The sequence below is a fragment of the Paenibacillus phytorum genome (assembly GCF_013141715.1).
Lineage (GTDB): Bacteria > Bacillota > Bacilli > Paenibacillales > NBRC-103111 > Paenibacillus_E > Paenibacillus_E phytorum.
Genome location: NZ_WHOA01000104.1, coordinates 75,259 through 99,448, shown reverse-complemented (window position 1 = coordinate 99,448; position 24,190 = coordinate 75,259). Strand labels below are relative to the sequence as shown.

The window sequence follows — 24,190 nt, the reverse complement described above, 5'->3', positions numbered from 1 at the left end:
GAACGATTTCTCGTTCGTGCTTACTCACTCGTTGTTCAGTTTTCAAAGATCAATTTCTTTCGTTTTAATCCTTCGCCCCTCAAAGGCGACTTGATTAATATACCACATCAGCCTATTCGATTGCAAGAACTTTTTTTAATTTCTTTCGTTCTTTCGTTCGACCGCCGAAGCGACAAGGAGTAATATAACAAATCTAAAAGCGGAATGCAAGCTTTTCTTTATCATTTCTTAATAATAAAGAAAACCCCCTGTAGTAGGGGGTAAACATTACTCTCTATGGCTTTTAAATATGACCAATAACATCTTGAATGAACAGGCTTCTTTCTAATGTTAAATTTACGATCGTTCCATTAACGTTAATCCAAGGTCTTGTAGGATGCGAGCGATCGGAGAAAATAATCTCACCTACACGGTTATCGCTTAGTTTTACGATTGTTCCATTGCTGATTTGTGTGGACTTGTTCATAAATACTTGAACCAGGGTTGGATCTACTTTACCGAATGATTCTGTGAAGAGCTGCTCTAGTACAACATACGGCGATAAAGCCGTTTTATAGTAACGCTCATTGGTCATGGCGTTATAAATATCAGCAATCGCTACTATTTTGGCATACATGTGAATCTTGTCACCTTTAACTCCTAAAGGATAACCCGAACCATCCTCACGTTCATGATGCTGAATGGCCGTTAATTTGACACCTTCGTTAATACCGGAAATATTTTTAAGAATCTGATACCCGATTAGCGTGTGTTGTTTAATCTCATCCATTTCAGATGCTGTTAGGGAACTCTTCTTCTCAAGAATGGCAGGATCAACTTTGGATATACCAATGTCATGTAAGAGACCAGCTAACGCTATTTGCATCAGATCTTTCTGAGGAAGACCATGCCATCTAGCTAATGAATAAGCGGTTAAGCTGACCTGAATACTTTTGTGATACATGTAATCTTGCAAACTGCGATTTTTCGGTGTGAAGGTAAGTACTTTATAGGCATCAATATGTTGAATGAGTGCTTCAAGACCGTTTCGAAGATCTAAAATGGGAAGCGGTTGTCCACCATTAGCGAGATAAAAGACGCGTTTGAGCAGCTTCAACATATTCTGGTATTCCAAAAAAAAGGGATGAACGGTTGCAACTTCATTCGGTTTCGTTTCTTCACTCGTGGCTTCGGATTCTATACCATTCTTAGACTCAATAAAGACAGATGAAATGAGAAATGCTTTTAGAATCTCAATCTCTCTTTCACTAATAACTTTTCCTTTGTTGAAAAGTACATTCCCCAATTTCGTTATTACGTTATCGCCTAATCTTTCACCATATTTTAATTGAGAAACGGCTACTGTCGGCACAATCACTCACTCACCTTAATTTTTCTTATACTTCTTATTGTAAAGTAAAAGGGATGGGTTTGTAAGCCCCATCCCGACATATTATTCTTCTGTATCTGTTACTTCTGTTTCTTCCCAGTCGCCGTCTTCCTCATTCTCGCTTTGCTCTTCATTTTTCTGCACGCGAGCTAAGGTTCCAACTTCATCGTCTTCACGAATATTGATTAAGCGTACACCCTGCGTGTTACGACCCATCATAGAAATCCCGTCCATACTTGTACGAATAACAGTACCCGATGCTGTAATAATCATAAGATCCTCATCATTTTGCACCACTTTAAGACCGACAATAGGGCCGTTCTTATCTGTGACGTTCAAGGTCTTAATCCCTTTACCACCGCGTGACTGGATCCGATATTCAGCAACAGGCGTTCTCTTACCAAAACCTTTGGTCGTTACAATGAGTACACTATTATCTTCATGGACAACGTCCATATCAATAACCGTATCTTCTGGATCCAGGTGTATCCCTTTTACCCCAGTAGCAGACCTACCCATGGATCGAACATCTTGTTCTGGGAAGTGGATGGACATCCCGAGCTTGGTTCCCATAATAATGCCTTGGTTACCGTCAGTCAGTTTAACGCCAATGAGATCATCATCTTCCCGTAAATTAATGGCGATTAGGCCGCCTTTACGAATGTTTGAATAATCGTCAATCGGTGTTTTCTTCACAACACCTTGCTTCGTTGCAAAGAATAAGTACTGCTCTGTTTCGAAGCTTTCTACCGGAATCACCGCGTTAACCGTCTCACCTTGCTCGATCTGGATTAAGTTAATGATTGGTGTTCCACGAGCTGTCCGGCTCAAATCCGGAATCTCATAAGCTTTCAAACGGTATACTTTACCTTTATTCGTAAAGAACATCAAATAATGATGCGTATTCGTCACGAATAAATGCTCGACGAAGTCATTGTCCTTGGTATCCATTCCGACAATGCCACGTCCTCCACGCTTCTGGTTCCGATACGTCGTAACCGGAAGACGCTTAATGTAACCCGTATGCGTAATCGTGATAACGACATCTTCACGCGGGATAAGGTCTTCATCTTCGATGCTTTCCTCACCAACCGTAATTTCGGAACGTCGCTCATCGCCGAATTTCTCTTTAATTTCATTCAATTCTTCGCTAATGATGGCTAGAATCAGATTCTCATCAGCAAGAATCGCTTTAAGCTCAGTGATTTTCTTCATAAGTTCGGCATACTCAGCTTCGATCTTCTCACGCTCTAAGCCAGTTAAACGCTGTAAACGCATGTCGAGAATAGCTTGAGCTTGGTCGAGGCTCAAATTAAACGTAGTCATGAGCCCTTCTCTAGCTTCTTCCGTTGTACGGGAAGCACGAATCAAGGCAATAACTTGATCCAAGTGATCAAGTGCGATACGTAAGCCTTCCAAAATGTGAGCGCGCGCTTCCGCTTTGCGCAGATCAAACTCAGTTCTACGGCGAATGACTTCTTGCTGATGCTTGAGGTAATAATGCAGCATCTCGCGAAGATTTAGTACTCTTGGTTCGCCGTTGACAAGTGCAAGCATAATAATACCGAAGTTTGATTGCATGGCCGTATGTTTAAACAAGTTATTCAGAACAACATGCGGATTGACGTCGCGACGAAGCTCGATGACAACTCGCATACCATTACGGTCGGATTCATCTCGAAGATCCGTGATACCATCAATCTTTTTCTCACGAACAAGTTCCGCAATTTTCTCAACTAATCTAGCCTTATTTACTTGATAAGGCAGTTCATTAACAATGATTCTAGCTTTATTATTGTTTTCTTCAATAACAGTTCTAGCACGCATCGTAACAGAACCTCTGCCTGTTTGATAGGCTTGTCTAATCCCCTCACGGCCTAGGATAAAGCCAGCTGTTGGGAAATCCGGTCCTTTGATGGCTTGCATCAATTCAAGCGGTGTAATATCCGGATTTTCAATCATCATTTGGATACCTTCGATAACCTCACGAAGGTTATGAGGAGGAATGTTCGTAGCCATCCCTACCGCAATCCCGGAGCTTCCGTTCACAAGCAAGTTCGGAAAACGAGAAGGGAGGACAACCGGTTCATGTTCTTCGCCATCATAGTTTGGTTTATAGTCAATTGTCTCTTTGTTAATATCACGAAGAAGCTCCATCGCGATCTTCGACAAGCGAGCTTCGGTATAACGCATGGCCGCTGCCATATCACCGTCGATCGATCCAAAGTTACCATGACCATCTACCAGCATATAGCGAAGTGAGAAATCTTGCGCCATTCGAACCATCGTCTCATATACCGCAGTGTCTCCGTGCGGATGGTACTTACCGATGACTTCACCGACGATTCTCGCCGATTTCTTATGTGGTTTATCTGGAGACATGCCTAGCTCAGACATCGCAAACAAGATACGACGATGAACAGGCTTCAGACCGTCTCTTACATCTGGCAGTGCACGACTGACAATGATACTCATCGCATAGTCTAAGAAAGATGTACGCATTTCGGTAGAAATGTCAATTTCTTTGACTTGCGAATGTAATTCTTCGCTCATGAATGTTCCTCCTGAAAGCTTACATCGTTAGCAACGTCTAGGACGTTTAGATATCTAGATTTTTCACGTACTTCGCATGTTCCTCGATGAAATCTCTTCTAGGTTCTACGTTATCTCCCATCAATGAATCAAAGAGCGTATCTGCTTCAATCGCATCTTCAATCGTTACTTGAAGGAATGTACGGCTTTCTGGATCCATCGTCGTTTCCCACAATTGTTCTGGATTCATCTCGCCAAGTCCTTTGTAACGCTGTACATTGACTTTGGCTCCTTCACCGAACTCCTGCATGATGGCTTCTCTTTGCTTTTCGTTATACGCATAGCGAACCGTTTTATTTCTTTCGAGCTTGAAAAGTGGAGGTTGTGCAATATACACATAACCGGTTTCGATTAATTTTTTCATGTACCTGTAGAAGAAAGTAAGCAGAAGCGTACGAATATGCGCTCCGTCAACGTCAGCATCGGTCATGATAATAATTTTGTGATAACGTGCCTTAGTGATATCGAAATCGTCACTGATCCCTGTGCCAAAGGCTGTAATCATCGCACGAATTTCTGTATTGGATAGAATTCGATCCAATCTAGCTTTCTCTACATTCAAAATTTTTCCGCGAAGTGGAAGAATCGCTTGGAAGTGACGATCACGTCCTTGCTTAGCTGATCCACCTGCAGAGTCACCTTCTACGATGTAAATCTCACTGATCGAAGCATCCTTGGATGAGCAATCTGCTAGTTTACCTGGCAGCGCGCTTACTTCCAATGCGCTTTTACGACGAGTCAATTCTCTCGCTTTACGCGCAGCTTCTCTTGCTCTTGCCGCTTGAATCCCTTTTTCGAGAATCTTCTTCGCAACCGAGGGGTTCTCTTCCATAAATGTTTGCAGCTTCTCGGCAAATAGAGATTCTACAATACCACGGACTTCACTATTTCCTAGTTTGGTCTTCGTTTGACCCTCAAATTGAGGCTCTGGAATTTTCACAGAAATAATGGCTGCAAGACCTTCGCGCACATCATCTCCTGAAAGGTTAGAATCACTTTCTTTCAGTGAATTACTTTTACGGGCATAATCATTCAAAATCCGCGTTAGCGCACTTTTAAAACCGGACTCGTGCGTTCCGCCCTCATGCGTATTGATATTATTCGCGAAGGAGTAAATGTTTTCGGTATAGCTATCGTTGTACTGAAGCGCGATCTCGATGGAGATATTATCCTTCGAACCCTCCACATAAATAGGCGTTTCATTGACGACTTCACGATTACGGTTCAAATGCTGCACAAAGGAAACGATTCCACCTTCATACATATGCGTATTTGCCGTGTCTGTACGCTCATCGATCAGATTAATCTCGATTCCTTTATTCAAGAAAGCAAGCTCACGAATTCTGGATTGTAACGTATCGAAATCATATTCGGTCGTTTCTTTAAAAATCTCCGGATCCGGATGGAACGTAACCTTGGTGCCCGTTTCTTCGGTTTCACCTACGACTTTCACATCATATTGCGGCGTTCCGCGGCGGTATTCTTGTTGATGAATTTGGCCTTTATTCTTTACTTGCACAGTTAAGTGATCAGACAGCGCATTAACCACGGAAATACCTACACCGTGCAGACCACCGGATACTTTGTAACCGGAATCCTCGCCACCGAATTTACCACCTGCGTGGAGTACGGTAAGTACAACCTCGAGTGTTGGTCTTTTCAGTTTTGCATTTTCACCGACAGGAATTCCGCGCCCGTTATCAATAACAGTAACGCTATTATCTTTATGAACGATTACATCAATTTTCGTACAAAATCCGGCCAAAGCTTCATCGATACTGTTATCGACAACTTCCCATACTAGATGATGAAGTCCACGGGCACTGGTTGAACCAATGTACATACCCGGTCTTTTGCGAACGGCCTCTAAACCTTCCAGAACCTGAATCTGACTGTCATCGTACGCATTTTGATTCACAGACATGTTAATCTTCACCTGCTTTTCTATAGTGAGAGAAACCTCTATCGCAGTCATTCGAAAATGAGCGACCGCGCTTAGAGGACAGTATATTCACCAATAAGTAAGCTGCTTTCGGAATTCCGAAATCCTATACTTTCTTATGTGGGGAGAAAAGGTTAATTCGTTAACAATTGATGCGCTCTTTTCTTGAGCGTGGTAGAGGAAATTGGAGAATAATACACTTTACTCTTCGTAACAACGAGTGATTTGCAATCTTCTTCGCCGATTTGCTCTGTTTTTTTATCTTTTAATGCTTGCTGTATGAATTGTTTCGATATTTTGGAAGATTTCTCAATCGAGATATCGAAAATAGCAATCAGTTCGGATGCCCTAATAATTTTCTCTCCACCCAAATGAATAAACATGCTCCTCAGCTCCTGCCGCTTACATTTCCTTTCAAAACATGAAACACGGAAGCATGATCCAGTTGATCCAAATGGACACTCTCTAGACCTGTTGTTGTAATAAAAGTTTGGACTTTCTGTTGAAACGTACGGATCAGTTGTGTCTGTCTATACTCATCAAGCTCGGATAGCACATCATCCAGCAATAATAGGGGATACTCGCCAACTTCCTCATGAATAAGCTCTATTTCTGCAAGCTTAAGTGATAACGCTGTTGTTCGCTGCTGACCCTGTGATCCATACGTTTGGACTTCTTTGTCGTTGATGTAAAAAAGAAGATCGTCACGATGAGGGCCCACTAGCGTAACACCTCTTCGGAATTCCTGATCCCTAACCAAAGATAACTTTATCATAAATTGGTTTAATAAAACAGATTCATCTTCAAACGGTGTCATATCAAAAGAGGGGGAGTAGCGAATAAGAAGCTCCTCACTATCGTTCGTAATCCCTCTATGGATCGTTTCCGCCCATTGTTGTAGCTTCTTAATAAAGCTTTGACGTTTTTTCATAATTTTAACACCATACTGTGCTAATTGTTCATTCCAAATGTCTAACATCGCGTCTGGTGCGGTTTTTCCTGGGAAAGATTGCTTTAAATAATTGTTCCGCTGCACCAATATTTTCTGATATTGCGATAAATCATGCAGATAGGAGGGCTGTACTTGGCCAATCTCCATATCTAGGAAACGCCTTCTAACACCAGGAGTTCCTTTGACGATCTCTAAGTCTTCCGGAGCAAACATGACGACGTTCAAAGCACCGATAAAGTTACTAAGCTTCTTTTGTTCGAGGCCATTGATTTTCGCTTTTTTACCTTTGGTCGAAATGGAGAGATCTAGTTTACAGCTGCCATATCGCTTCTGAATTTCCGCGTGCAGCTGCGTCTGCTCACCATTCCAGCCAATTAATTCTTTATCCTGATGGGTGCGATGTGATTTCGTCATGGCCATTACATAGATTGATTCCAACAAATTAGTTTTTCCCTGGGCGTTAGGTCCAACGAATATATTCACATTGCTATCCGTTGTTAGCTCAATCTGATCGTAATTTCTGTAATGACTGAGTACGAGTCTGTTCAAAAACATGGGCGGCCATCCTCCTGGGTTAATCCGATCAGGAGCTAACGACTTCGAATTGTCCGAAACCCTCCACGGTTACCACATCTTGCGGCACGAGTTTCCGGCCTCTACGATTTTCTGCTTGTCCGTTTACTTCAATTTTTGTATCCACAACAAAAAATTTGGCTTGTCCACCTGTGGATATACAGTCCGATAATTTTAGAAACTGTCCAAGTGTAATATAGTCCGTATTTATGGGGATCTGTTTCATATAGCGCACTCCTTAATTCGTTGTTCGATACGGCAAAATAAGCTGCAGAATGTTTGTGGAATCTTGAGGCTTCATGATGATTGGCTGCATAGCTCCAGTAAATCCGATGTGAATGAACTCGGAATCAAGAACTTTAAGCGCATCGAGCATATATTTGGAGTTAAAAGAAATTTTGAGTAACTCACCAGCAATATGCTGCAGGTTAATTTGCTCAGTTACTTTTCCAAGCTCGGAAGAACTTGAAGAAATCTCAATCGTCTGGTCTTCAAGCATCATCATTTTCACAATGTTGGTCTTATCTTCTCTGGAAAGTAAGTAAGCACGGTCGATGGCTTCAGCCAATTCTTTGGTTGGTACGACCATTTCGGTTTGAAAAGATTGCGGAATCAGCTTAGATGTATCCGGGTAAGTTCCGTCTAAAATGCGAGAATAGAACAAAATCGAATGAATTTTGAATAAAACCTGATTGTCTGAAATAACTATATCTATAAGGGAGTTTTGATCAGGCAAAATTTTGCTTAATTCGTTGAGAGTTCGGCCTGCGATAACAATGTTAGGAAGTTGATGCGCATTATCATTATCAACCGTTACTTCTCTGCTAGCTAGTCGATGGCGATCACAAGCAATAAATTTCAGTTTATCGCCTGAGATGTTCCATAGCACACCTGTGAGAATAGGCGTCGATTCATTCGTTGATACGGCATAAGAAGTTTGCTTAATCATCGTTTTCAGTAAATCGCTGGGCAAACGAAGCATTTTACTTTCTTCGATTTCGGGCAGCAGCGGATATTCATCGGGATCGAGCCCCATGATTTGAATCTCAGAAGAACCTGAACGAATAATGGTTTGAAAGTTATTTCTTACTTCGATTTCGATTAATTGTGCAGGTAGCTTACGAATAATTTCGACGAAGAATTTGGCTGGAAGAACGACACTACCGGCTTGAAATAGTTCAATAATTTTAATCTTGTCATTTTCACTAGGGGTAAAGCTTTGAATGGAAATATCCGTATCGCTTGCTGTAAGGGTTACACCGCTTAAGGTTGCATCTATTTTGATCCCTGTAAGGATAGGTATGGTTGTACGAGAGGATATGGCTTTGGAAACGTGACCAATGGATTCAATTAGATGGTCTTTTAGGATGGTTAATTTCATGATTTCACTCCTGTGGTTCTTTTTTTCATTGCGTTAGCATAATCATTATATAATAACATTCTTTATTAGTAATAGCAGTAGGGGCTCTGGATATGTGGATATGTGGATGAACCTTATATAAATCAAGCCTATCCACATGTGAATAGATTGTGCATAGGCTCACCCAAAATTAAATGTTATCAAGAGGGGTTCTTGATGCGTTCTGTCAGATTATGAACGATCTTGTAAAGATCCTGATCTACTTTTAATTGTTGTGATATTTTATCATGGGCATGGATAACCGTTGTATGGTCACGTCCACCAAAATTATCTCCGATTTTCGGCAAAGAGAAGTCCGTCAGCTCACGTGCCAGGTACATCGCGACCTGTCTAGGGAATGCGACGGCTTTTGTTCGTTTACGGGCCTTGAAATCCTCTAGCTTTAATCCATAGAATTCTCCAACCCGCTGCTGAATATCCTGTATCGTGATTACACGCGGTCGATTCGATGGAATAATATCTTTCAATGCTTCGGCTGTTAGATGCACGCTAATATCCTGATTAATAAGGGATGAGTACGCAACAACTCGAATCAAAGCACCTTCAAGCTCACGAATATTCGTATCGATTTGGTTCGCGATATAGATCATCGCTTCATTCGGAATCTCCAGATTCTCTGCTTTCGCTTTCTTGCGGAGAATGGCTATGCGTGTTTCTAAATCAGGGGGCTGAATGTCTGTAATTAATCCCCACTCAAATCTAGAGCGTAACCGATCTTCCAGGGTTGGAATTTCTTTAGGCGGCCGGTCACTAGAGATAATAATTTGTTTGCCTTCTTCATGAAGCGCATTAAATGTATGGAAAAACTCCTCCTGCGTACCTTCTTTACCAGCGAGGAATTGAATATCATCAATCAACAATACATCGATCGTTCTATATTTATTACGAAATCCTTCGCCGCGGTTATCACGGACCGCATTAATAAATTCATTCGTGAACTTTTCTGATGAAATATATAAAACACGTGCCCCAGGGTTATGTTCTAACACATAGTGACCGATGGCGTGCATTAAATGTGTCTTACCTAAACCAACTCCTCCATATAGAAAGAGGGGATTATAAGCTTTAGCAGGTGCCTCGGCAACAGCTAAGGATGCAGCATGAGCGAATCGATTGCCGGATCCGATAACGAACGTATCAAAGGTATACCTAGCGTTCATCATATTGGTGAAATTTTCTTCACCTGTAACGATCGCAGGACCTTTAGGAGGGAAAACAGTTGGTTGAACCGCTGTTGACTGAGATTTCTGCTCTTCCGTTTCAATGATGAATTTCACAGAAACCTGTTTACCCGTAAAGTCATAAATGGTTCCTTCAATTAGCTTGGTATAGCGGCTTTCGAGCCATTCCTGAGCAAAATTGTTGGGCGCACAAATAACGACAGTTGAATCATTGAATACTGTCGCTTTCGTGGATTTAAGCCAAGTGTCGAAACTTGGTTTACTGAGCTTAGTTTGAATAATTGTTAAAATTTGCTGCCATAAGTCCGTAGAATGGCCTTCCACAGTAATTCACTCCTTTGAAATCAAACATGTGGCATAAGGCCAGTAAAGATATGTTCGGTTTATAAAGCTTTATTGTAAAATCTCGAATATAAGCAATTCACATTAAACGTTCGGCTTAATCGAAATCTGTATATAGCTTGTGCGATTAACAACGAAAAGAACCTTTATGTCTGATGCGGTCAAGAAAGGACGATTTTTGTCGATTTTATCCACATTATTAAGGATCGGCTGAAATGACTTATTCTTGTAGAGGGAAAATTGTGCACATTGTTATCCACAGGTTGTTGATAAGTCGGAGAGTTAGTGGTGTCTATCCACAACAGAAACATTATCATCTTATCAAAAGATTACTTGTTAATCAACGGATTGTTTGATATTATCCACATTTACAACAAGTTGTGCATAGATTTTGTTCACAACACAAGATATTGTTGATATTATGTTAATTTTCGACAAGCTTCTCTGTGGAGAGGTGAAATTTTATACACAGGTTATTCTTTTTTTGATTTTTACTGAATAAATGCCTTCTTCACCTGAACACTCGGGTAGGTTGACTTTCTGCTGTAGAAATGATTTAATGAGTAGTAGAAATTTTGTAGGATGGATATCCTCAGGTAGGGAGGTGCTATAGATGGGTCCGACGTTTAACCCGAATACGAGAAAGCGTAAGAAGAATCATGGTTTCCGTAAAAGAATGAGCACGAAGAACGGTCGTAAAGTTCTGCAAGCTCGTCGTCTTAAAGGAAGAAAAATTCTTAGCGCGTAAAAAATGAGGCTCCGGAAGGGGCTTTTTTTTTTGCATTTTGAGGGATTGGTTTATATGGGGATAATTCTGTTAAAACTATATAAGCTAACTAATATTGTAGTGAACCTAATTTAATCACGGAGTCATCTGTCTGGAGCGTACATAATCGTGGAGAAAATATATAGATTAGCTAAAAGAGAAGACTTCAATAAGGTATATCGATATGGGAAGTCGATGGCGAATCATCAATTCGTACTATATTATTTACCCCAACCTAAATTGGAACAATTTCGCCTTGGGGTGTCTGTGAGTAAAAAGGTAGGCAATGCTGTTGTTCGAAACCGGCTCAGACGAATGATGAAGGAAATTATCCGGTTGAAAAAAGAGAATATGACGCCACATTATGACTACATCTTATTGGCTAGAAAACCAGTGACTGAAATGGACTATGCCGAGATGGAGAAAAGTATCTGGCATGTCATTCGCAAAGCTTCTTTATTAAAAAGAAATGATGTCATTAAAAAGTAACGTAATATTTCCTTGCAAGCTGAAGATGTGTTATAGTTTATGATGGAAAAGATATTTAGGAGGATCTCATTTTGACTCGTCGAATTTATATGCTAGCTTCACTCTCAGCGTTGATCTTATTACTGTCCGGATGTAGTCCGTCAAGTTCAGCTATGGCACCTATTGATCCGAATACCGCAAGTTTTTTCGTTAAATATTTCGTGTACCCGCTTTCGATGACGCTGGACTGGTTCGCTGATCATTTATGGGGTCAATACGGATTATCCATCATGGTCGTTACCTTGATCATTCGTTTAATTATTCTGCCGCTTACACTTAAGCAGTATAAAAGTTCCAAACGGATGCAGGATCTACAGCCAGAGATGAAGAAGCTCAAAGAAAAGTATAAAGATGATGCGAAGAAACAGCAGGAAGAAACAATGAAGCTGTTTCAACAAAATGGTGTGAATCCATTAGCAGGATGTTTCCCAATCATTGTTCAAATGCCAATTCTAATTGCTCTTTATCAAGCGATTATGCGTAATGATCACATCCGTGAACATACTTTCCTATGGATGAATCTTGGACAACCGGATCACCTGTATATTCTTCCGCTGATTGCCGCGGCAACGACATTCGTTCAACAAATGTTTATGTCTTCCCAAATGAATCAACAAATGAAAAGCTTATTATATATTTTCCCAGTTATGATTTTCGTGATGTCCATGAATTTCGCAGCTGCGCTTCCGCTTTACTGGATTTACGGTAACATCTTCACAATCATTCAGTCTTACTTTATTTATGGTTCTCCTGCATCGCAAAAGGCGGCGCAAAAAAATAAGGGTGGCCTGTCCAAATGAAAAAAATTGTGGTGACTGGAAAGACTATTGAGCTAGCTGTTAAATCCGGTTTATCTCAATGGCAAGTTTCCGAGGATCGTGTAAACATTCATATTTTGGAGCAACCCTCTCGAGGGTTGTTCGGATTTATTGGTACCAAAGAAGCTAAAGTAGAGCTTGAATTGATTCCAGATCCACTTGAGGAAGCCATTGCTTTCTTACAAGATATGTTCGAAGCGATGCAGATTTCCATCACCATAGATACGCGCAAAGATCGTGAAGGCTACATCTTGAACATGAGTGGCTCTGAATTAGGTATTCTGATCGGCAAAAGAGGACAAACACTGGATGCTTTGCAGTATTTGGTGAATATCGTTGCAAACCGGTATGCGAATTCTCATTTTCGTATTATCTTAGATGCGGAAAATTTCAGAGATAGACGTAAGAAAACGTTGGAGGAGCTCGCAGTTAGGCTTGCCAATCGTGTGATTAAGTCGAAAAAAGAAGTGATTCTTGAACCCATGAATTCTCAGGAACGAAAGATTATTCATGCTGAATTACAGGGACATCCCGTTGTAAAAACATACAGTAAAGGCGAAGAACCGAACCGTCGGGTGGTTATCGCTGTCAAATAACGCTACCGCAATGACTTTGATCATGTCATTGCTTTTTCTTTAAGATGAGGTAAATTCGAGGTGTAAATACTATGTTAAATGATACGATTGCTGCTATTTCTACACCGCTTGGTGAGGGTGGGATAGCGGTTATTCGTGTGAGCGGAGACGAAGCCGTTCCACTCGTGGAACGTATTTTTCGCTCTAAAACGAAATTATCTGTTGCTGAGACGCATACGGTACATTATGGATTCATAATAGAACCTGCTTCTGCCCAAAAGGTAGAGGAGGTTCTAGTTACGTTAATGAAAGCTCCACGTTCATTTACGATGGAAGATGTCGTGGAGGTCAGCTGCCACGGGGGCATTGTATCTGTGAAGAAGGTACTCGATCTATTGCTGCAGCAGGGAGTTCGGTTAGCTGAACCCGGTGAGTTCACGAAGCGAGCATTCTTAAATGGTCGGATTGATCTGACCCAGGCTGAAGCGGTGATCGATTTAATCCGGGCCAAATCGGATAGAGCTTTCAAGGTAGCTTTGAAGCAAGTAGAAGGAAATCTGTCGAAGCAAATCAAGCATTTACGCTATATATTAGTGGAATTGATGGCTCACGTTGAAGTGAATATTGATTATCCTGAGCATGACGTAGAAGAAATGACGAACACTTTCATAAAGAGCAAGTGTGATACGGTAATGCTTGAAATTGACCGTCTTTTGGTAACCGCCGAGCAAGGGAAGATATTGCGAGAAGGTATTGAAACGGCCATTGTCGGGAAGCCAAATGTCGGCAAATCATCGCTTCTCAATGAATTAGCACAGGAGAATCGTGCAATTGTAACGGATATTCCAGGTACAACAAGGGATGTTATTGAGGAATTCGTGAATATTGGCGGTATTCCTTTGAAGCTGCTTGATACTGCGGGCATAAGAGAAACGTCAGATCTAGTTGAACAAATCGGAGTTGAGCGTTCGAAGACTGCTTTAGCAGAAGCAGATCTTATTTTGTTAGTGCTGAATAGTAATGAAGAGCTTGAATTCGATGAAATCGCACTGATGAAACAATTAGCGGATAAGCAAACGATTGTCATTTTAAATAAGACGGATTTAACTAGAAAGCTGAATGTCGAACAGGTTCTGAGTTATTTTCCACAGGAACGTATTGTTGAGTTATCACTGATTGAGAATAAAGGTATTGAAGATTTAGAAAAAGCGATCTCGGCAATTTTCTTTGAGGGTAAACTAGAATCAAGTGATTTGACGTATGTTAGTAATGTTCGACATATTTCACTCTTGAAGCAAGCTAAACGTTCGTTACAAGATGCACTTGATGCTAATGAACAATATATACCTATTGATATGATACAAATTGATATACGAGCAGCTTGGGAGCAGCTTGGAGAGATTATTGGCGATTCCGTAGGAGAATCATTGATCGATCAAATATTTACACAATTTTGCTTAGGAAAATGAAAACGACAGCATTTGCGTTTTCATAAAAGAGGGAGGGACGTTTATTATGGGATATCATGCAGGTGATTATGATGTTATTGTCATCGGCGCTGGACACGCAGGTTGTGAATCTGCACTGGCCTCAGCACGCATGGGTTGTAATACGCTTTTATTAACGATTAATTTAGACATGGTTGCATTCATGCCTTGCAATCCATCTATTGGTGGTCCTGCGAAGGGCCACGTTGTTCGTGAGATTGATGCGCTTGGTGGCGAAATGGGTCGTAACATCGACAAAACGTATATTCAGATGCGAATGCTGAATACAGGGAAGGGCCCTGCGGTACATGCCCTGCGCGCACAAGCGGACAAATTTGCGTATCAGCATAAAATGAAAGAAACAATTGAAGCAACTCCAAATTTGACGTTACGTCAAGGTATGGCGGAAGAGCTCATTGTTGAAGGCGGCGTATGCAAAGGTGTTATCACTAAAACAGGCGCTGAATACTACTCCAAGGCGATCGTGTTAACGACAGGGACTTATTTAAGAGGGAAAGTTATTATGGGCGAGCTAATGTATGAGAGCGGACCCAATAATCAACAGCCTTCTGTTAAATTATCGGAATCCTTGCGCAAACTTGGATTTGATCTTGTTCGATTCAAAACAGGGACACCGCCGCGCGTTCACAAGGATTCAATTGATTTTAGCAAAACGGAAATTCAACCGGGTGATAATGAGCCTAAATTTTTCTCATTTGAGACAAAAGCTGAAATTAGTGGTAATGAACAGCTACCTTGTTGGTTAACGTACACGTCTGAGGAAACGCACAACATTATTAATTCTAATTTACATCGTGCTCCGATGTTCTCGGGGGCTATTGAAGGAACAGGTCCAAGATATTGCCCATCCATTGAGGATAAAATCGTTCGATTCGCTGATAAACCTAAGCATCAAATCTTTCTTGAGCCAGAGGGACGTCATACTTCGGAATATTATGTTCAAGGGTTATCAACGAGCATGCCTGAAGATGTTCAATTAGGTATTCTGCGCTCAATTCCTGGATTAGAGAAAGTGGAAATGATGCGTACCGGATATGCGATTGAATATGATGCGGTAGTTCCTACTCAGCTGAAACCTTCTTTGGAGACGAAGTTGGTAAGTGGACTATTCACTGCTGGGCAAATTAATGGAACATCGGGATATGAGGAAGCTGCAGGTCAAGGGGTTATGGCTGGGATTAATGCGGCTCGTAAAGTTCAAGAGAAAGAAGCTATTGTTCTGGATAGATCGGAAGGATATATCGGCGTTTTAATTGATGATCTTGTAACAAAAGGTACGAATGAACCCTACCGTCTATTAACCTCACGCGCAGAGTATCGTTTACTTCTTCGCCATGATAATGCTGACCTAAGATTAACGCCAATTGGGCATGAAATTGGGCTTATTTCTGACGAACGATATGCTGCATTTTTAAATAAGAAGGGTTTGATTGATCAAGAAATTGAACGTTTGACTAACGTTAAGGTGAAACCAGAACCTCATGTGCAGGAATTACTAGAGAGTTTGGAAAGTGTGCAGTTGAACAATTCAGTACCAGCCATTTCGCTGCTTCGTCGTCCTGAGATTGAATATAAGCATATTGAACAGATGACTCCTTCTCCGCTTGAGCTTGACGATGAAATGAAAGAACAAGTAGGGATTCAAGTGAAATATGCTGGCTATATCGAAAAACAAAGCAATCAAGTGGAACGTTTGCGTAAGATGGAAAAGAAGAAAATTCCGGATGACATCGAGTATAGCGAAATACACGGGATTGCGACGGAAGCTAAGCAGAAGTTAGCTAAGATTCGTCCGATATCTATTGGTCAAGCATCTCGTATCGGTGGCGTTACACCTTCGGATATATCTATCCTGCTTGTTTATTTGGAACACTACAACAGAGTCATTGCGGCTAGAGGTTAATTCATGGATCCTATTCAACAACAATTCGTTCAATTATTAGAGAAGCAACAAATTTCTCTCTCTCCAGATCAGCTCAATCAATTTGAGTTGTATTACAAGACGCTTGTAGAGTGGAACGAGAAAATGAATTTAACGGGTATTACAGAGAGAGATCAAGTTTACTTAAAACATTTCTATGATTCTCTTTCTGTTTCTTTCAATTATAATGTGAGCCAAGTATCATCCCTAGCAGATATAGGCTCTGGAGCTGGATTTCCGAGTATTCCTTTGAAAATTGTTTTTCCACATCTTAAAATCACGATCGTTGATTCTTTGAATAAACGTATTTTGTTTTTAAGAGAGTTAGTTACGCAACTCGGACTTACGGATACCGAATGTGTTCATGGTAGAGCAGAAGACATTGCTAGATTACCTAAATATCGGGACCAATTTGATTTGGTTACTGCTAGAGCAGTAGCACGAATGCAAGTTCTAAATGAATTTTGTCTTCCTTTTGTTAAGAAAGGTGGAACGTTCATTGCGATGAAAGGTTCAGAGATTGATGAGGAACTAAGCGAGGCTTCATTCAGTTTAGCAGAGTTAAGAGGTAAGGTAGTCAAGGTGAATCGTATGCAGCTACCTGTCGAGGAATCGATCCGGCATTTTGTAGAGATTCATAAACTAGCATCGACTCCGGCTAAGTACCCTAGGAAAGCAGGTATCCCGCTTAAAGAGCCTTTGGTCAAATTGTGAATTTGTTCCACGTGAAACATTTACATGGATTCGAGTGTCAAATAGAAGGAAATAGGGACTCTATGTTGAATTAATAATAGAGTGAATTTAACTTAATAGGTAAGTAATTTTAAAAGAGATTGCACTTGTCATACTTCGACGTAATATTGGCAAAGTGTTTTCGTTCGTTGAAAAGAAAAGTATAGGGTTATACTTTTGCTTCGCATCAACCTTGACAAACGCACTCGTCCGTTAAGTACGAAGGTGCCGTTTATCCTTGTGTAGGACGAAGAGGTCGTCTATCTTTGGATTATTTTGGTCGCTTAAACTACGGGAAGAGTTGGTGGTAAGTTTTCCTATGAAAGAACAAATTTCAAAGCTATTTGGCCTAACAGATCGATCAACGACTGATGAGGTCAAGAACATATCGGTGAATAGTATTATTCCAAGTCCGTATCAGCCAAGGTTGCTGTTTGATGATGATCGAATTGATGAACTCATGCAAACAATTCGAACTCATGGTATCATTCAGCCCATTGTTGTCAGAGTTAAAAACAACACGTTCGAGCTAATTGCCGGTGAACGACGTCTAAGAGCTGTTAAAAAGTTGGGCCTCGATACAATCCCTGCGATTGTACGTGATTTCAACGATTCTCAAGCAGCATCTATTGCTCTTATCGAAAATTTACAGCGCGAAGGTCTTACGGCAATAGAAGAGGCTGCTGCTTACCAACAATTAATAGAGATGCATGATTTAACACAGGAAAGCTTAGCCCAGCGTCTTGGTAAAAGCCAATCCACGATTGCAAATAAGATCCGCTTATTACATCTAAGCGAACCTGTTAAAATGGCATTAATGGAACGTAAAATTACTGAACGTCATGCCAGAGCGTTGCTGGCTCTTGATCAAGAGGAACTTCAAGTTAAAGTGCTTGAAGAAATCATCGCCAAAGAGCTGAATGTAAAGCAAACAGAAATTAAGATTAATTTCTTGAAGGAAGCTACTAAACTCAAGAAATCTCGTCGCGTCTCTTTTACTAAGGATGTTCGCTTAGCTTTAAATACGATTCGCCAATCCGTTGAAATGGTATCGAGTTCTGGTTTAAATATTAATACATCTGAGCAAGATCATGAGGATCATTACGAAATTATAATTAAGATTCCTAAACGATAATAAAGCATTTATTGCTACCTTAAACGGCGCAAGCCGTTTTTTTGCATCTTATGGACATAAACTATCAAATATTGATAAGGTAACTCGCCCATAGATATGTTAAGATAGTAATACTGCTTTAGTATGGCATTTGGAACATAAGCGATAGAGGTGAAATGGTTTTGTCTAAAATAATTGCAATAACAAATCAGAAGGGTGGCGTCGGTAAGACGACAACTTCTGTGAATTTAGGTGCTTCCCTAGCCTCTTTAGGGAAAAGGGTGCTTCTTGTTGACATCGACCCACAAGGCAATACAACAAGTGGCATAGGTGTAAACAAAGCGGATGTTGTTAATTGTATTTATGATGTACTAATTAATGATGTTCATCCCAAAGATGCAACGGTTGATACCAATGTTCCAAATCTCAAAATAGTACCTGCAACGATTCAGTTGGCAGGAGCTGAAATAGAACTTGTACCAACGATTTCAAGGGAAGTACGATTAAAGAAATCCCTCCAGTTAGTGAAACATTTATATGATTACATCCTTATTGATTGTCCTCCGTCACTAGGCCTTCTAACCATTAACTCATTAACTGCTGCCGATTCTGTCATTATCCCAATTCAATGTGAATACTATGCGCTTGAAGGATTAAGCCAGCTGCTCAATACCGTTCGCTTAGTTCAAAAGCATCTCAATACAGGGCTTCAAATTGAAGGCGTTTTGTTGACTATGTTCGATGCAAGAACTAACCTTGGAATACAGGTTATTGAGGAAGTTAAGAAATACTTCCAAACGAAAGTATATCAAACGATTATTCCAAGAAATGTTCGCTTAAGTGAAGCGCCCAGTCATGGACAATCTATTATCACGTATGATCCTAGATCAAAAGGCGCGGAAGTGTATTTAGAGCTTGCGAAGGAAGTGATCTCTGTATGACCAAAGGCCTTTCTAAAGGTTTAGGTAAGGGATTGGATGCTTTAATTACTTCTTTACATATCGATGATAGTGATAAAGTTATTCAAATTCCATTATCTCAGTTGAGAGCAAACCCTTATCAACCTAGAAAAAACTTTAATGAAGATAGTATTAGAGAACTAGCTGATTCAATCAAAGAACACGGTGTTATTCAACCGATTATCGTTCGTAAAGTTCTCAAGGGTTTCGAGATTATTGCAGGTGAGCGGAGGTTCCGTGCTTCTCAAGTAACAGGGATACCGACGATTCCTGCTGTTGAAAGGAACTTTTCAGATCAACAAGTTATGGAAATCGCTTTGATTGAGAACGTTCAACGTGAAGATCTCAATGCGATGGAAATTGCTTTTGCTTATCAAGGTATCATTGATCAGTTTTCTCTCACACAAGAAGAACTTTCTGCAAAGGTTGGAAAGAGTAGATCGCATATTGCTAATTTTCTGAGGTTGCTGCAACTTCCTGAATCCATTAAACAATATGTTTCACGTGGAACATTATCAATGGGACATGCTAGAGCTATTGTGGGTGTGAAGGACGATAAGGTGAAGAAAGAACTCGCAGAAACGACCATTAGTAAACAATGGAGTGTACGTGAGCTAGAAGAAGCTGTGAAAACGTTGGAAGAGACACCAGGGCAAGAAAAAGAAAGAAGTAAGCAAAAAGAAAAGAATAGAGATCCATATATTAATCAAGCCGAAGATCAGTTGAGAGATATATACCGCACGACGGTGAAAATTAAACATCAGCAGGATAAAGGTAAGATTGAACTTCTCTACTATTCCAAAGACGATTTAAACCGTCTACTAGAATTACTTCAAGGAAAAATCTCTTAAAATTAGATAGCATACCGATGGTTTTCTTTCGAACTGAAAGATCAAACTAAGGTATGCTATATTTATGAGTTGATGAGTAAGTTTAAGGTAGACGTAAGCTGTTTATCCATGGAGAGAGGGTGACAAAATGAAGGGTGTTATGTATTTTGATCAAGCGGCATCTTCGTGGCCAAAGCCGCCAGCCGTTATGGATGCCATGATGCAATGTATGCATGAGTTCGCAGCTAATCCAGGCAGAGGCAGTCATCAGATGGCAGTGAAAGCCAGTAGGGTATTATTTGAGACACGAAAAAATACGGCACGTCTATTCGGCATCAGAAACCCTAATGATATATCGTTTGCATTGAATACAACCCATGCGCTGAATCAAGCGATCAAAGGATTCGTTAAAGCCGGGGACCACGTGATATGCACCAATATCGAGCATAACTCCGTACGAAGACCGCTTGAATATTTGAAAGCTTCAGCTCAGGTCGAACTTACGTATATCCCTAGTGATGAACAAGGTAATATTCGATTAGATGAATTGAAGAAGGCATTTCAATCCAATACAACACTAGTTGTTGTCAATCATAGTTCAAATCTGTTGGGGACAATTATGCCAGTTGGTGAAATAGGAGACATCTGTCGTGCTCAAGGCGTTAAGCTGCTCGTAGACGCGGCTCAGAGTGCCGGTATACTGCCAATTGATGTAGCCGGTATGAATATTGATATGTTGGCATTTCCGGGCCACAAGGGGCTCCTAGGGCCTCAGGGGACTGGTGGTTTATACATTCATCCGGGCATTGATTTAGAGCCGCTATTACATGGAGGAACGGGGAGTCAATCGGAGGCCATTCATCAACCCACCGTGCGACCAGATCGCTATGAAGCTGGCACTCAAAATACCGTTGGAATAGCGGGACTGAATGAAGGCGTGAAATTTGTCTTGGCTGAAACCGTAGAAAAGATTCATGAAAAAGAGTGGCGTCAAACTCAGCTCCTAATGGAAGGGTTACTGGGAATTGAAGGAGTCACGGTTCTTGGGCCGTCGCTTGGACAAAATAAAACAGGAATTGTTTCCTTTAATATCAACGATGCGGATTCATCGGAGGTGGCCTTTATCCTGGATCAATCTTTTCAGATTGCCGTTCGTTCAGGCTATCATTGTACGCCACTTGCGCATGAAGCTGCTGGAACTTTAGCTAAAGGTGCGGTAAGAGCGAGCGTTGGCTATTTCACAACGGATAATGAAGTGGTTGCCTTGATTGATGCTGTAAAAGAGATTCAAACGCAGTATGCGAAGTAGAAAGAGGGATAAATCATGGGGGAACTGTTTGGCCTTGATGGTGGGGTCATCGTATTAACTTGTTTCGCATTAATCGTTGTGCTGTTTATTTTCATATTAGTTGTTTCCATTAAATTAGCTACCTTGCGTAAACAATATACACAAATGATGAACGGCTCAAAAGCAGAGAATATGGAACAGATCATTATTGACATGCAAAAAGGATTGAACGAGCAAAAGGCCGAATCAGTAGCGACTTCAGCCAAGGTTGAAACGATTCGTCAAGCATTGATGAAGACGAAGTCAAAAATCGCGATCCATCGCTATAATGCCTTCAATGAAGGTGGAAGTGATTTAAGTTTTACAATTGCTATATTAGATGATTATCAAGATGGGGTCATTCTAACGGGAATACACAGTCGCGAGCAAATGTATTTATATGCTAAGCCAATTCAGAATGCACAATCAACGTATACGCTAAGTTCTGAAGAAAAAGAAGCGATTAATCAAACTTTAAAGCAGCCGTAGCATTAGGTGAATAAGATTGTGTGCGGCGCAAAGCTGAATGAAGAGCATCACCAATAATATTGGCCATATTCATGACTAAGCTAAGCCGCGTGTTCTGCAGGACGAAATACTCCATAAATCCACCGACATTTACAATTCCGGTTACATGGATGTTACCAACTGGAGGCAAATCTTTATTAACACCAGCGCCAGGTTTAAGTGGGCCATCGGCAACCTGAATGCAACCGACACTGGATACTTGACCAAGACAAGCATCAATGGCAACGATGAAGGGGTTTTGAAACTGGTTATGGATTTTATCCACGGTTTCAGCTAAATTCATAGCATGGACAGGCTCATCTAATGTACCAAAAAGATGGAGGTTGCGGAGGTTGGTTGTACGATTCAAATGAGAGCCAACTAATGGACCTAAGGAATCACCAGTCGAACGATCTGTCCCTACACATATGACAACGATAGGTTGATAGGTTGGTAGTTTGCTAAAGATGGTGTGTAAATGCTTTGAGAGAAGATAAGGAGTATCGGCATCTGTATGTTGAATCTTCAGTGGCTCTAGAACCGTATTTTTCACTCCATCGAAACCAAATTGGAATTTCATCGTATCCCTCCAAATGTTACTACTTTTTTTACTAGTATATGGAGAGATAGGGACATTTATACGTAGAAGAGGGGGACTTTCCCTGAAACTTTCAATTATGTTGCTAGCGTTTGATTCTACTCAACAAGCACTAAGAGCAGAAATGCTGCTAGAGTATGCAGATATCGAGATCGACATAAGACCAACTCCGAAAGAAATCACTGCAGGCTGCGCACTGTCTATCGAATTTCCGGGAGAGAGTTTAGAACAAGTAAGAGACATTATTCATTCTGAAAATGTGGAAATAAGAGGTATCTATTTTAAAATTGAGGATAAATATGTTACGATGGAATGAAATTAAGGGGGGCTGCACGTGGCCTTAGTAACTAAGTTTTTTGCGGATTTAGGTCAATGGATAAACGAACATATAACGAAACCGGAAATGATAGCTTCGATATTTTGGATTGTTGTTAAAATTATATTAATCTATGTAGTAGCTAAAGTTTGCATAAAAATCGCAGATAAAACAATTGCTCATATGATTTCAGCAAGAGATAAGTCTCCGTTGAAATTTGATAGAAGAAGAACGAACACAATAGGAAGTCTCATACATAATCTAATAGCTTACACGATCAATCTCATATGCATTATGCTGATACTAGGGCAAGTGGGGTTGAATATAGGCCCATTACTTGCTGGTGCAGGTGTACTCGGGCTAGCGATTGGTTTCGGGGCACAGAGTTTGGTGAAAGATGTAATAACAGGTTTCTTCATCATCTTTGAGGATCAATTCGGGGTGGGGGATGTCATTCAGATTGATTCATTCAAAGGTACAGTGGAAGAAATCGGGATTAGAGTGACCCGGATTAAGAGCTGGACCGGTGAAGTGCATATTATTCCGAATGGGAATATCAAACAAGTCACCAATTTTTCTACCTACAATTCACTTGCTGTAGTTGATGTAACGATTCCTCTTCATTTGGATATTGATAAAGCGACAGAAATCCTCAAGGAAACGGTGAAGCAAGTTCAGCTGCTAACCGATGATATTGTGAAGGAACCTGAGGTGCTTGGTGTTCAGATGGTGGGTACGGCGGATTTGAAAATTCGCATTATTGCAGAGTGTAAGCCAACCAGACAATTTAATGTCACTAGACTTTTGAATATCGAGATTAAGAAGCAACTCAATATCACGCAAATAGAAGTGTTATAACGTAAGAAGATCATGTCCATAAATTCGGAAAAGGCGGTGACAGACGAATGGAGAAGAAGCAGTATCAACTTGGCGATATTGTGCAAATGAAAAAGCCCCATCCGTGTGGCACCAATGAAATGGAAATCATTCGGATGGGCATGGATATTCGGATCAAATGTGTAGGCTGTAAACACAGTGTGTTAGTGCCGAGAACGAAGTTCGAAAGTAAGCTAAAAAAAGTACTTCGATCGAATACAGAGATACAAGAAGAGTCCTCCTAAGGGGTTCAAGAAAAACACTTGCGAGAGCCTGACTTTTTTGATACAATAAGTCCTGTTCTCGCTTTTCATGGAAAGGTACCCAAGTGGTCCAAGGGGGCTGACTCGAAATCAGTTAGGCGTCGCGAGGCGTGCGTGGGTTCGACTCCCACTCTTTCCGTACTCTAGTGGAACCAACATATTGAAACAAATTAAGAGCCTT

At 40.8% G+C, this 24,190-nt stretch carries 25 protein-coding genes and 1 tRNA gene; 17 read left to right on the top strand and 9 right to left on the bottom strand.

The features are described from left to right. Nucleotides 1–183, top strand: a 183-nt coding sequence (locus tag GC098_RS39565) for a hypothetical protein (RefSeq protein ID WP_216625304.1), incomplete at its 5' end; no start/stop codon positions are given. 100 nt (nt 184–283) lie between these two features. Here GC098_RS39565 and GC098_RS16605 read toward each other — a convergent pair. From GC098_RS16605 to dnaA, 8 genes are all read right to left on the bottom strand, one after another. Further along, nucleotides 284–1,351 (bottom strand): HD-GYP domain-containing protein, encoded by a 1,068-nt coding sequence (locus GC098_RS16605; RefSeq protein ID WP_171644233.1) that lies wholly within the window; start codon nt 1,349–1,351, stop codon nt 284–286. A gap of 81 nt (nt 1,352–1,432) precedes the next feature. Then, nucleotides 1,433–3,922: a DNA gyrase subunit A gene (gyrA, locus tag GC098_RS16600; protein ID WP_171644232.1), complete on the bottom strand. Its 2,490-nt coding sequence runs from the start codon at nt 3,920–3,922 to the stop codon at nt 1,433–1,435. A gap of 46 nt (nt 3,923–3,968) precedes the next feature. Beyond that, the gene (gene gyrB, locus GC098_RS16595; RefSeq protein ID WP_171644231.1) at nt 3,969–5,885 is read right to left on the bottom strand and encodes a DNA topoisomerase (ATP-hydrolyzing) subunit B; all 1,917 of its coding nucleotides are present in this window, start codon (nt 5,883–5,885) and stop codon (nt 3,969–3,971) included. 152 nt (nt 5,886–6,037) lie between these two features. Beyond that, entirely contained in the window at nt 6,038–6,286 is a 249-nt protein-coding gene (remB, locus tag GC098_RS16590) for an extracellular matrix regulator RemB (protein WP_047683999.1), read from the bottom strand. A gap of 5 nt (nt 6,287–6,291) precedes the next feature. Further along, nucleotides 6,292–7,410, bottom strand: coding sequence for a DNA replication/repair protein RecF (gene recF, locus GC098_RS16585; protein WP_171644230.1), 1,119 nt, complete (start codon nt 7,408–7,410; stop codon nt 6,292–6,294). Between the two features lie 28 nt (nt 7,411–7,438). Next, nucleotides 7,439–7,654, bottom strand: coding sequence for a S4 domain-containing protein YaaA (yaaA, locus tag GC098_RS16580; protein ID WP_047684005.1), 216 nt, complete (start codon nt 7,652–7,654; stop codon nt 7,439–7,441). A 12-nt stretch (nt 7,655–7,666) separates the two neighbouring features. Continuing rightward, nucleotides 7,667–8,809: a DNA polymerase III subunit beta gene (gene dnaN / locus GC098_RS16575; protein WP_060645524.1), complete on the bottom strand. Its 1,143-nt coding sequence runs from the start codon at nt 8,807–8,809 to the stop codon at nt 7,667–7,669. A gap of 179 nt (nt 8,810–8,988) precedes the next feature. Then, nucleotides 8,989–10,353 carry a chromosomal replication initiator protein DnaA gene (gene dnaA, locus GC098_RS16570; RefSeq protein ID WP_171644229.1) on the bottom strand — a complete coding sequence of 455 codons (1,365 nt, stop codon included), beginning with the start codon at nt 10,351–10,353 and terminating at the stop codon, nt 8,989–8,991. Nucleotides 10,354–10,984: 631 nt separating this feature from the next. On the opposite strand from dnaA, the gene rpmH reads away from it, so the two are divergent. From rpmH to GC098_RS16510, 12 genes are all read left to right on the top strand, one after another. Continuing rightward, complete coding sequence (rpmH, locus tag GC098_RS16565; protein ID WP_029196162.1) at nt 10,985–11,119, top strand: 50S ribosomal protein L34; 135 nt, start codon at nt 10,985–10,987, stop codon at nt 11,117–11,119. Nucleotides 11,120–11,266: 147 nt separating this feature from the next. Then, entirely contained in the window at nt 11,267–11,626 is a 360-nt protein-coding gene (gene rnpA, locus GC098_RS16560) for a ribonuclease P protein component (protein WP_171644228.1), read from the top strand. 71 nt (nt 11,627–11,697) lie between these two features. Further along, nucleotides 11,698–12,465 carry a membrane protein insertase YidC gene (gene yidC / locus GC098_RS16555; protein WP_376769379.1) on the top strand — a complete coding sequence of 256 codons (768 nt, stop codon included), beginning with the start codon at nt 11,698–11,700 and terminating at the stop codon, nt 12,463–12,465. Next, nucleotides 12,462–13,079: an RNA-binding cell elongation regulator Jag/EloR gene (gene jag / locus GC098_RS16550; RefSeq protein WP_171644227.1), complete on the top strand. Its 618-nt coding sequence runs from the start codon at nt 12,462–12,464 to the stop codon at nt 13,077–13,079. Before yidC ends, jag begins: the two co-directional genes overlap by 4 nt. 71 nt (nt 13,080–13,150) lie before the next feature. Beyond that, complete coding sequence (mnmE, locus tag GC098_RS16545; RefSeq protein WP_171644226.1) at nt 13,151–14,527, top strand: tRNA uridine-5-carboxymethylaminomethyl(34) synthesis GTPase MnmE; 1,377 nt, start codon at nt 13,151–13,153, stop codon at nt 14,525–14,527. Nucleotides 14,528–14,573: 46 nt separating this feature from the next. Then, nucleotides 14,574–16,469, top strand: coding sequence for a tRNA uridine-5-carboxymethylaminomethyl(34) synthesis enzyme MnmG (mnmG, locus tag GC098_RS16540; RefSeq protein WP_171644225.1), 1,896 nt, complete (start codon nt 14,574–14,576; stop codon nt 16,467–16,469). 3 nt (nt 16,470–16,472) lie between these two features. Further along, entirely contained in the window at nt 16,473–17,201 is a 729-nt protein-coding gene (gene rsmG / locus GC098_RS16535; protein WP_171644224.1) for a 16S rRNA (guanine(527)-N(7))-methyltransferase RsmG, read from the top strand. Between the two features lie 337 nt (nt 17,202–17,538). Next, nucleotides 17,539–18,354, top strand: coding sequence for a nucleoid occlusion protein (gene noc, locus GC098_RS16530; protein WP_171644223.1), 816 nt, complete (start codon nt 17,539–17,541; stop codon nt 18,352–18,354). Between the two features lie 161 nt (nt 18,355–18,515). Further along, nucleotides 18,516–19,274 (top strand): ParA family protein, encoded by a 759-nt coding sequence (locus tag GC098_RS16525; protein ID WP_029196154.1) that lies wholly within the window; start codon nt 18,516–18,518, stop codon nt 19,272–19,274. Further along, complete coding sequence (locus GC098_RS16520; protein WP_171644222.1) at nt 19,271–20,143, top strand: ParB/RepB/Spo0J family partition protein; 873 nt, start codon at nt 19,271–19,273, stop codon at nt 20,141–20,143. Before GC098_RS16525 ends, GC098_RS16520 begins: the two co-directional genes overlap by 4 nt. 127 nt (nt 20,144–20,270) lie before the next feature. Continuing rightward, nucleotides 20,271–21,431, top strand: a complete 1,161-nt coding sequence (locus tag GC098_RS16515) for an aminotransferase class V-fold PLP-dependent enzyme (protein WP_171644221.1) — start codon at nt 20,271–20,273, stop codon at nt 21,429–21,431. A 15-nt stretch (nt 21,432–21,446) separates the two neighbouring features. Continuing rightward, on the top strand, nt 21,447–21,938 hold the full coding sequence (locus GC098_RS16510) for a DUF4446 family protein (protein WP_171644220.1): 492 nt from the start codon (nt 21,447–21,449) through the stop codon (nt 21,936–21,938). Here the strand turns inward: GC098_RS16510 and yyaC are convergent. Further along, nucleotides 21,913–22,536, bottom strand: coding sequence for a spore protease YyaC (yyaC, locus tag GC098_RS16505; protein WP_171644219.1), 624 nt, complete (start codon nt 22,534–22,536; stop codon nt 21,913–21,915). The genes GC098_RS16510 and yyaC overlap by 26 nt on opposite strands. 97 nt (nt 22,537–22,633) lie before the next feature. Here yyaC and GC098_RS16500 point away from each other — a divergent pair, with 97 nt between their 5' ends. The 4 genes from GC098_RS16500 (at nt 22,634) to GC098_RS16485 (ending at nt 24,148) form a co-directional block, all read left to right on the top strand. Next, a complete protein-coding gene (locus GC098_RS16500; RefSeq protein WP_171644218.1) occupies nt 22,634–22,870 on the top strand; it encodes a putative Se/S carrier protein in 237 nt (78 codons plus the stop codon). An 18-nt stretch (nt 22,871–22,888) separates the two neighbouring features. After that, on the top strand, nt 22,889–23,728 hold the full coding sequence (locus GC098_RS16495; RefSeq protein ID WP_312880167.1) for a mechanosensitive ion channel family protein: 840 nt from the start codon (nt 22,889–22,891) through the stop codon (nt 23,726–23,728). A gap of 47 nt (nt 23,729–23,775) precedes the next feature. Further along, nucleotides 23,776–23,991: a DUF951 domain-containing protein gene (locus tag GC098_RS16490; RefSeq protein ID WP_029196148.1), complete on the top strand. Its 216-nt coding sequence runs from the start codon at nt 23,776–23,778 to the stop codon at nt 23,989–23,991. Between the two features lie 69 nt (nt 23,992–24,060). Continuing rightward, nucleotides 24,061–24,148 (top strand) — tRNA-Ser (locus GC098_RS16485). Nucleotides 24,149–24,190 lie beyond the last annotated feature (42 nt).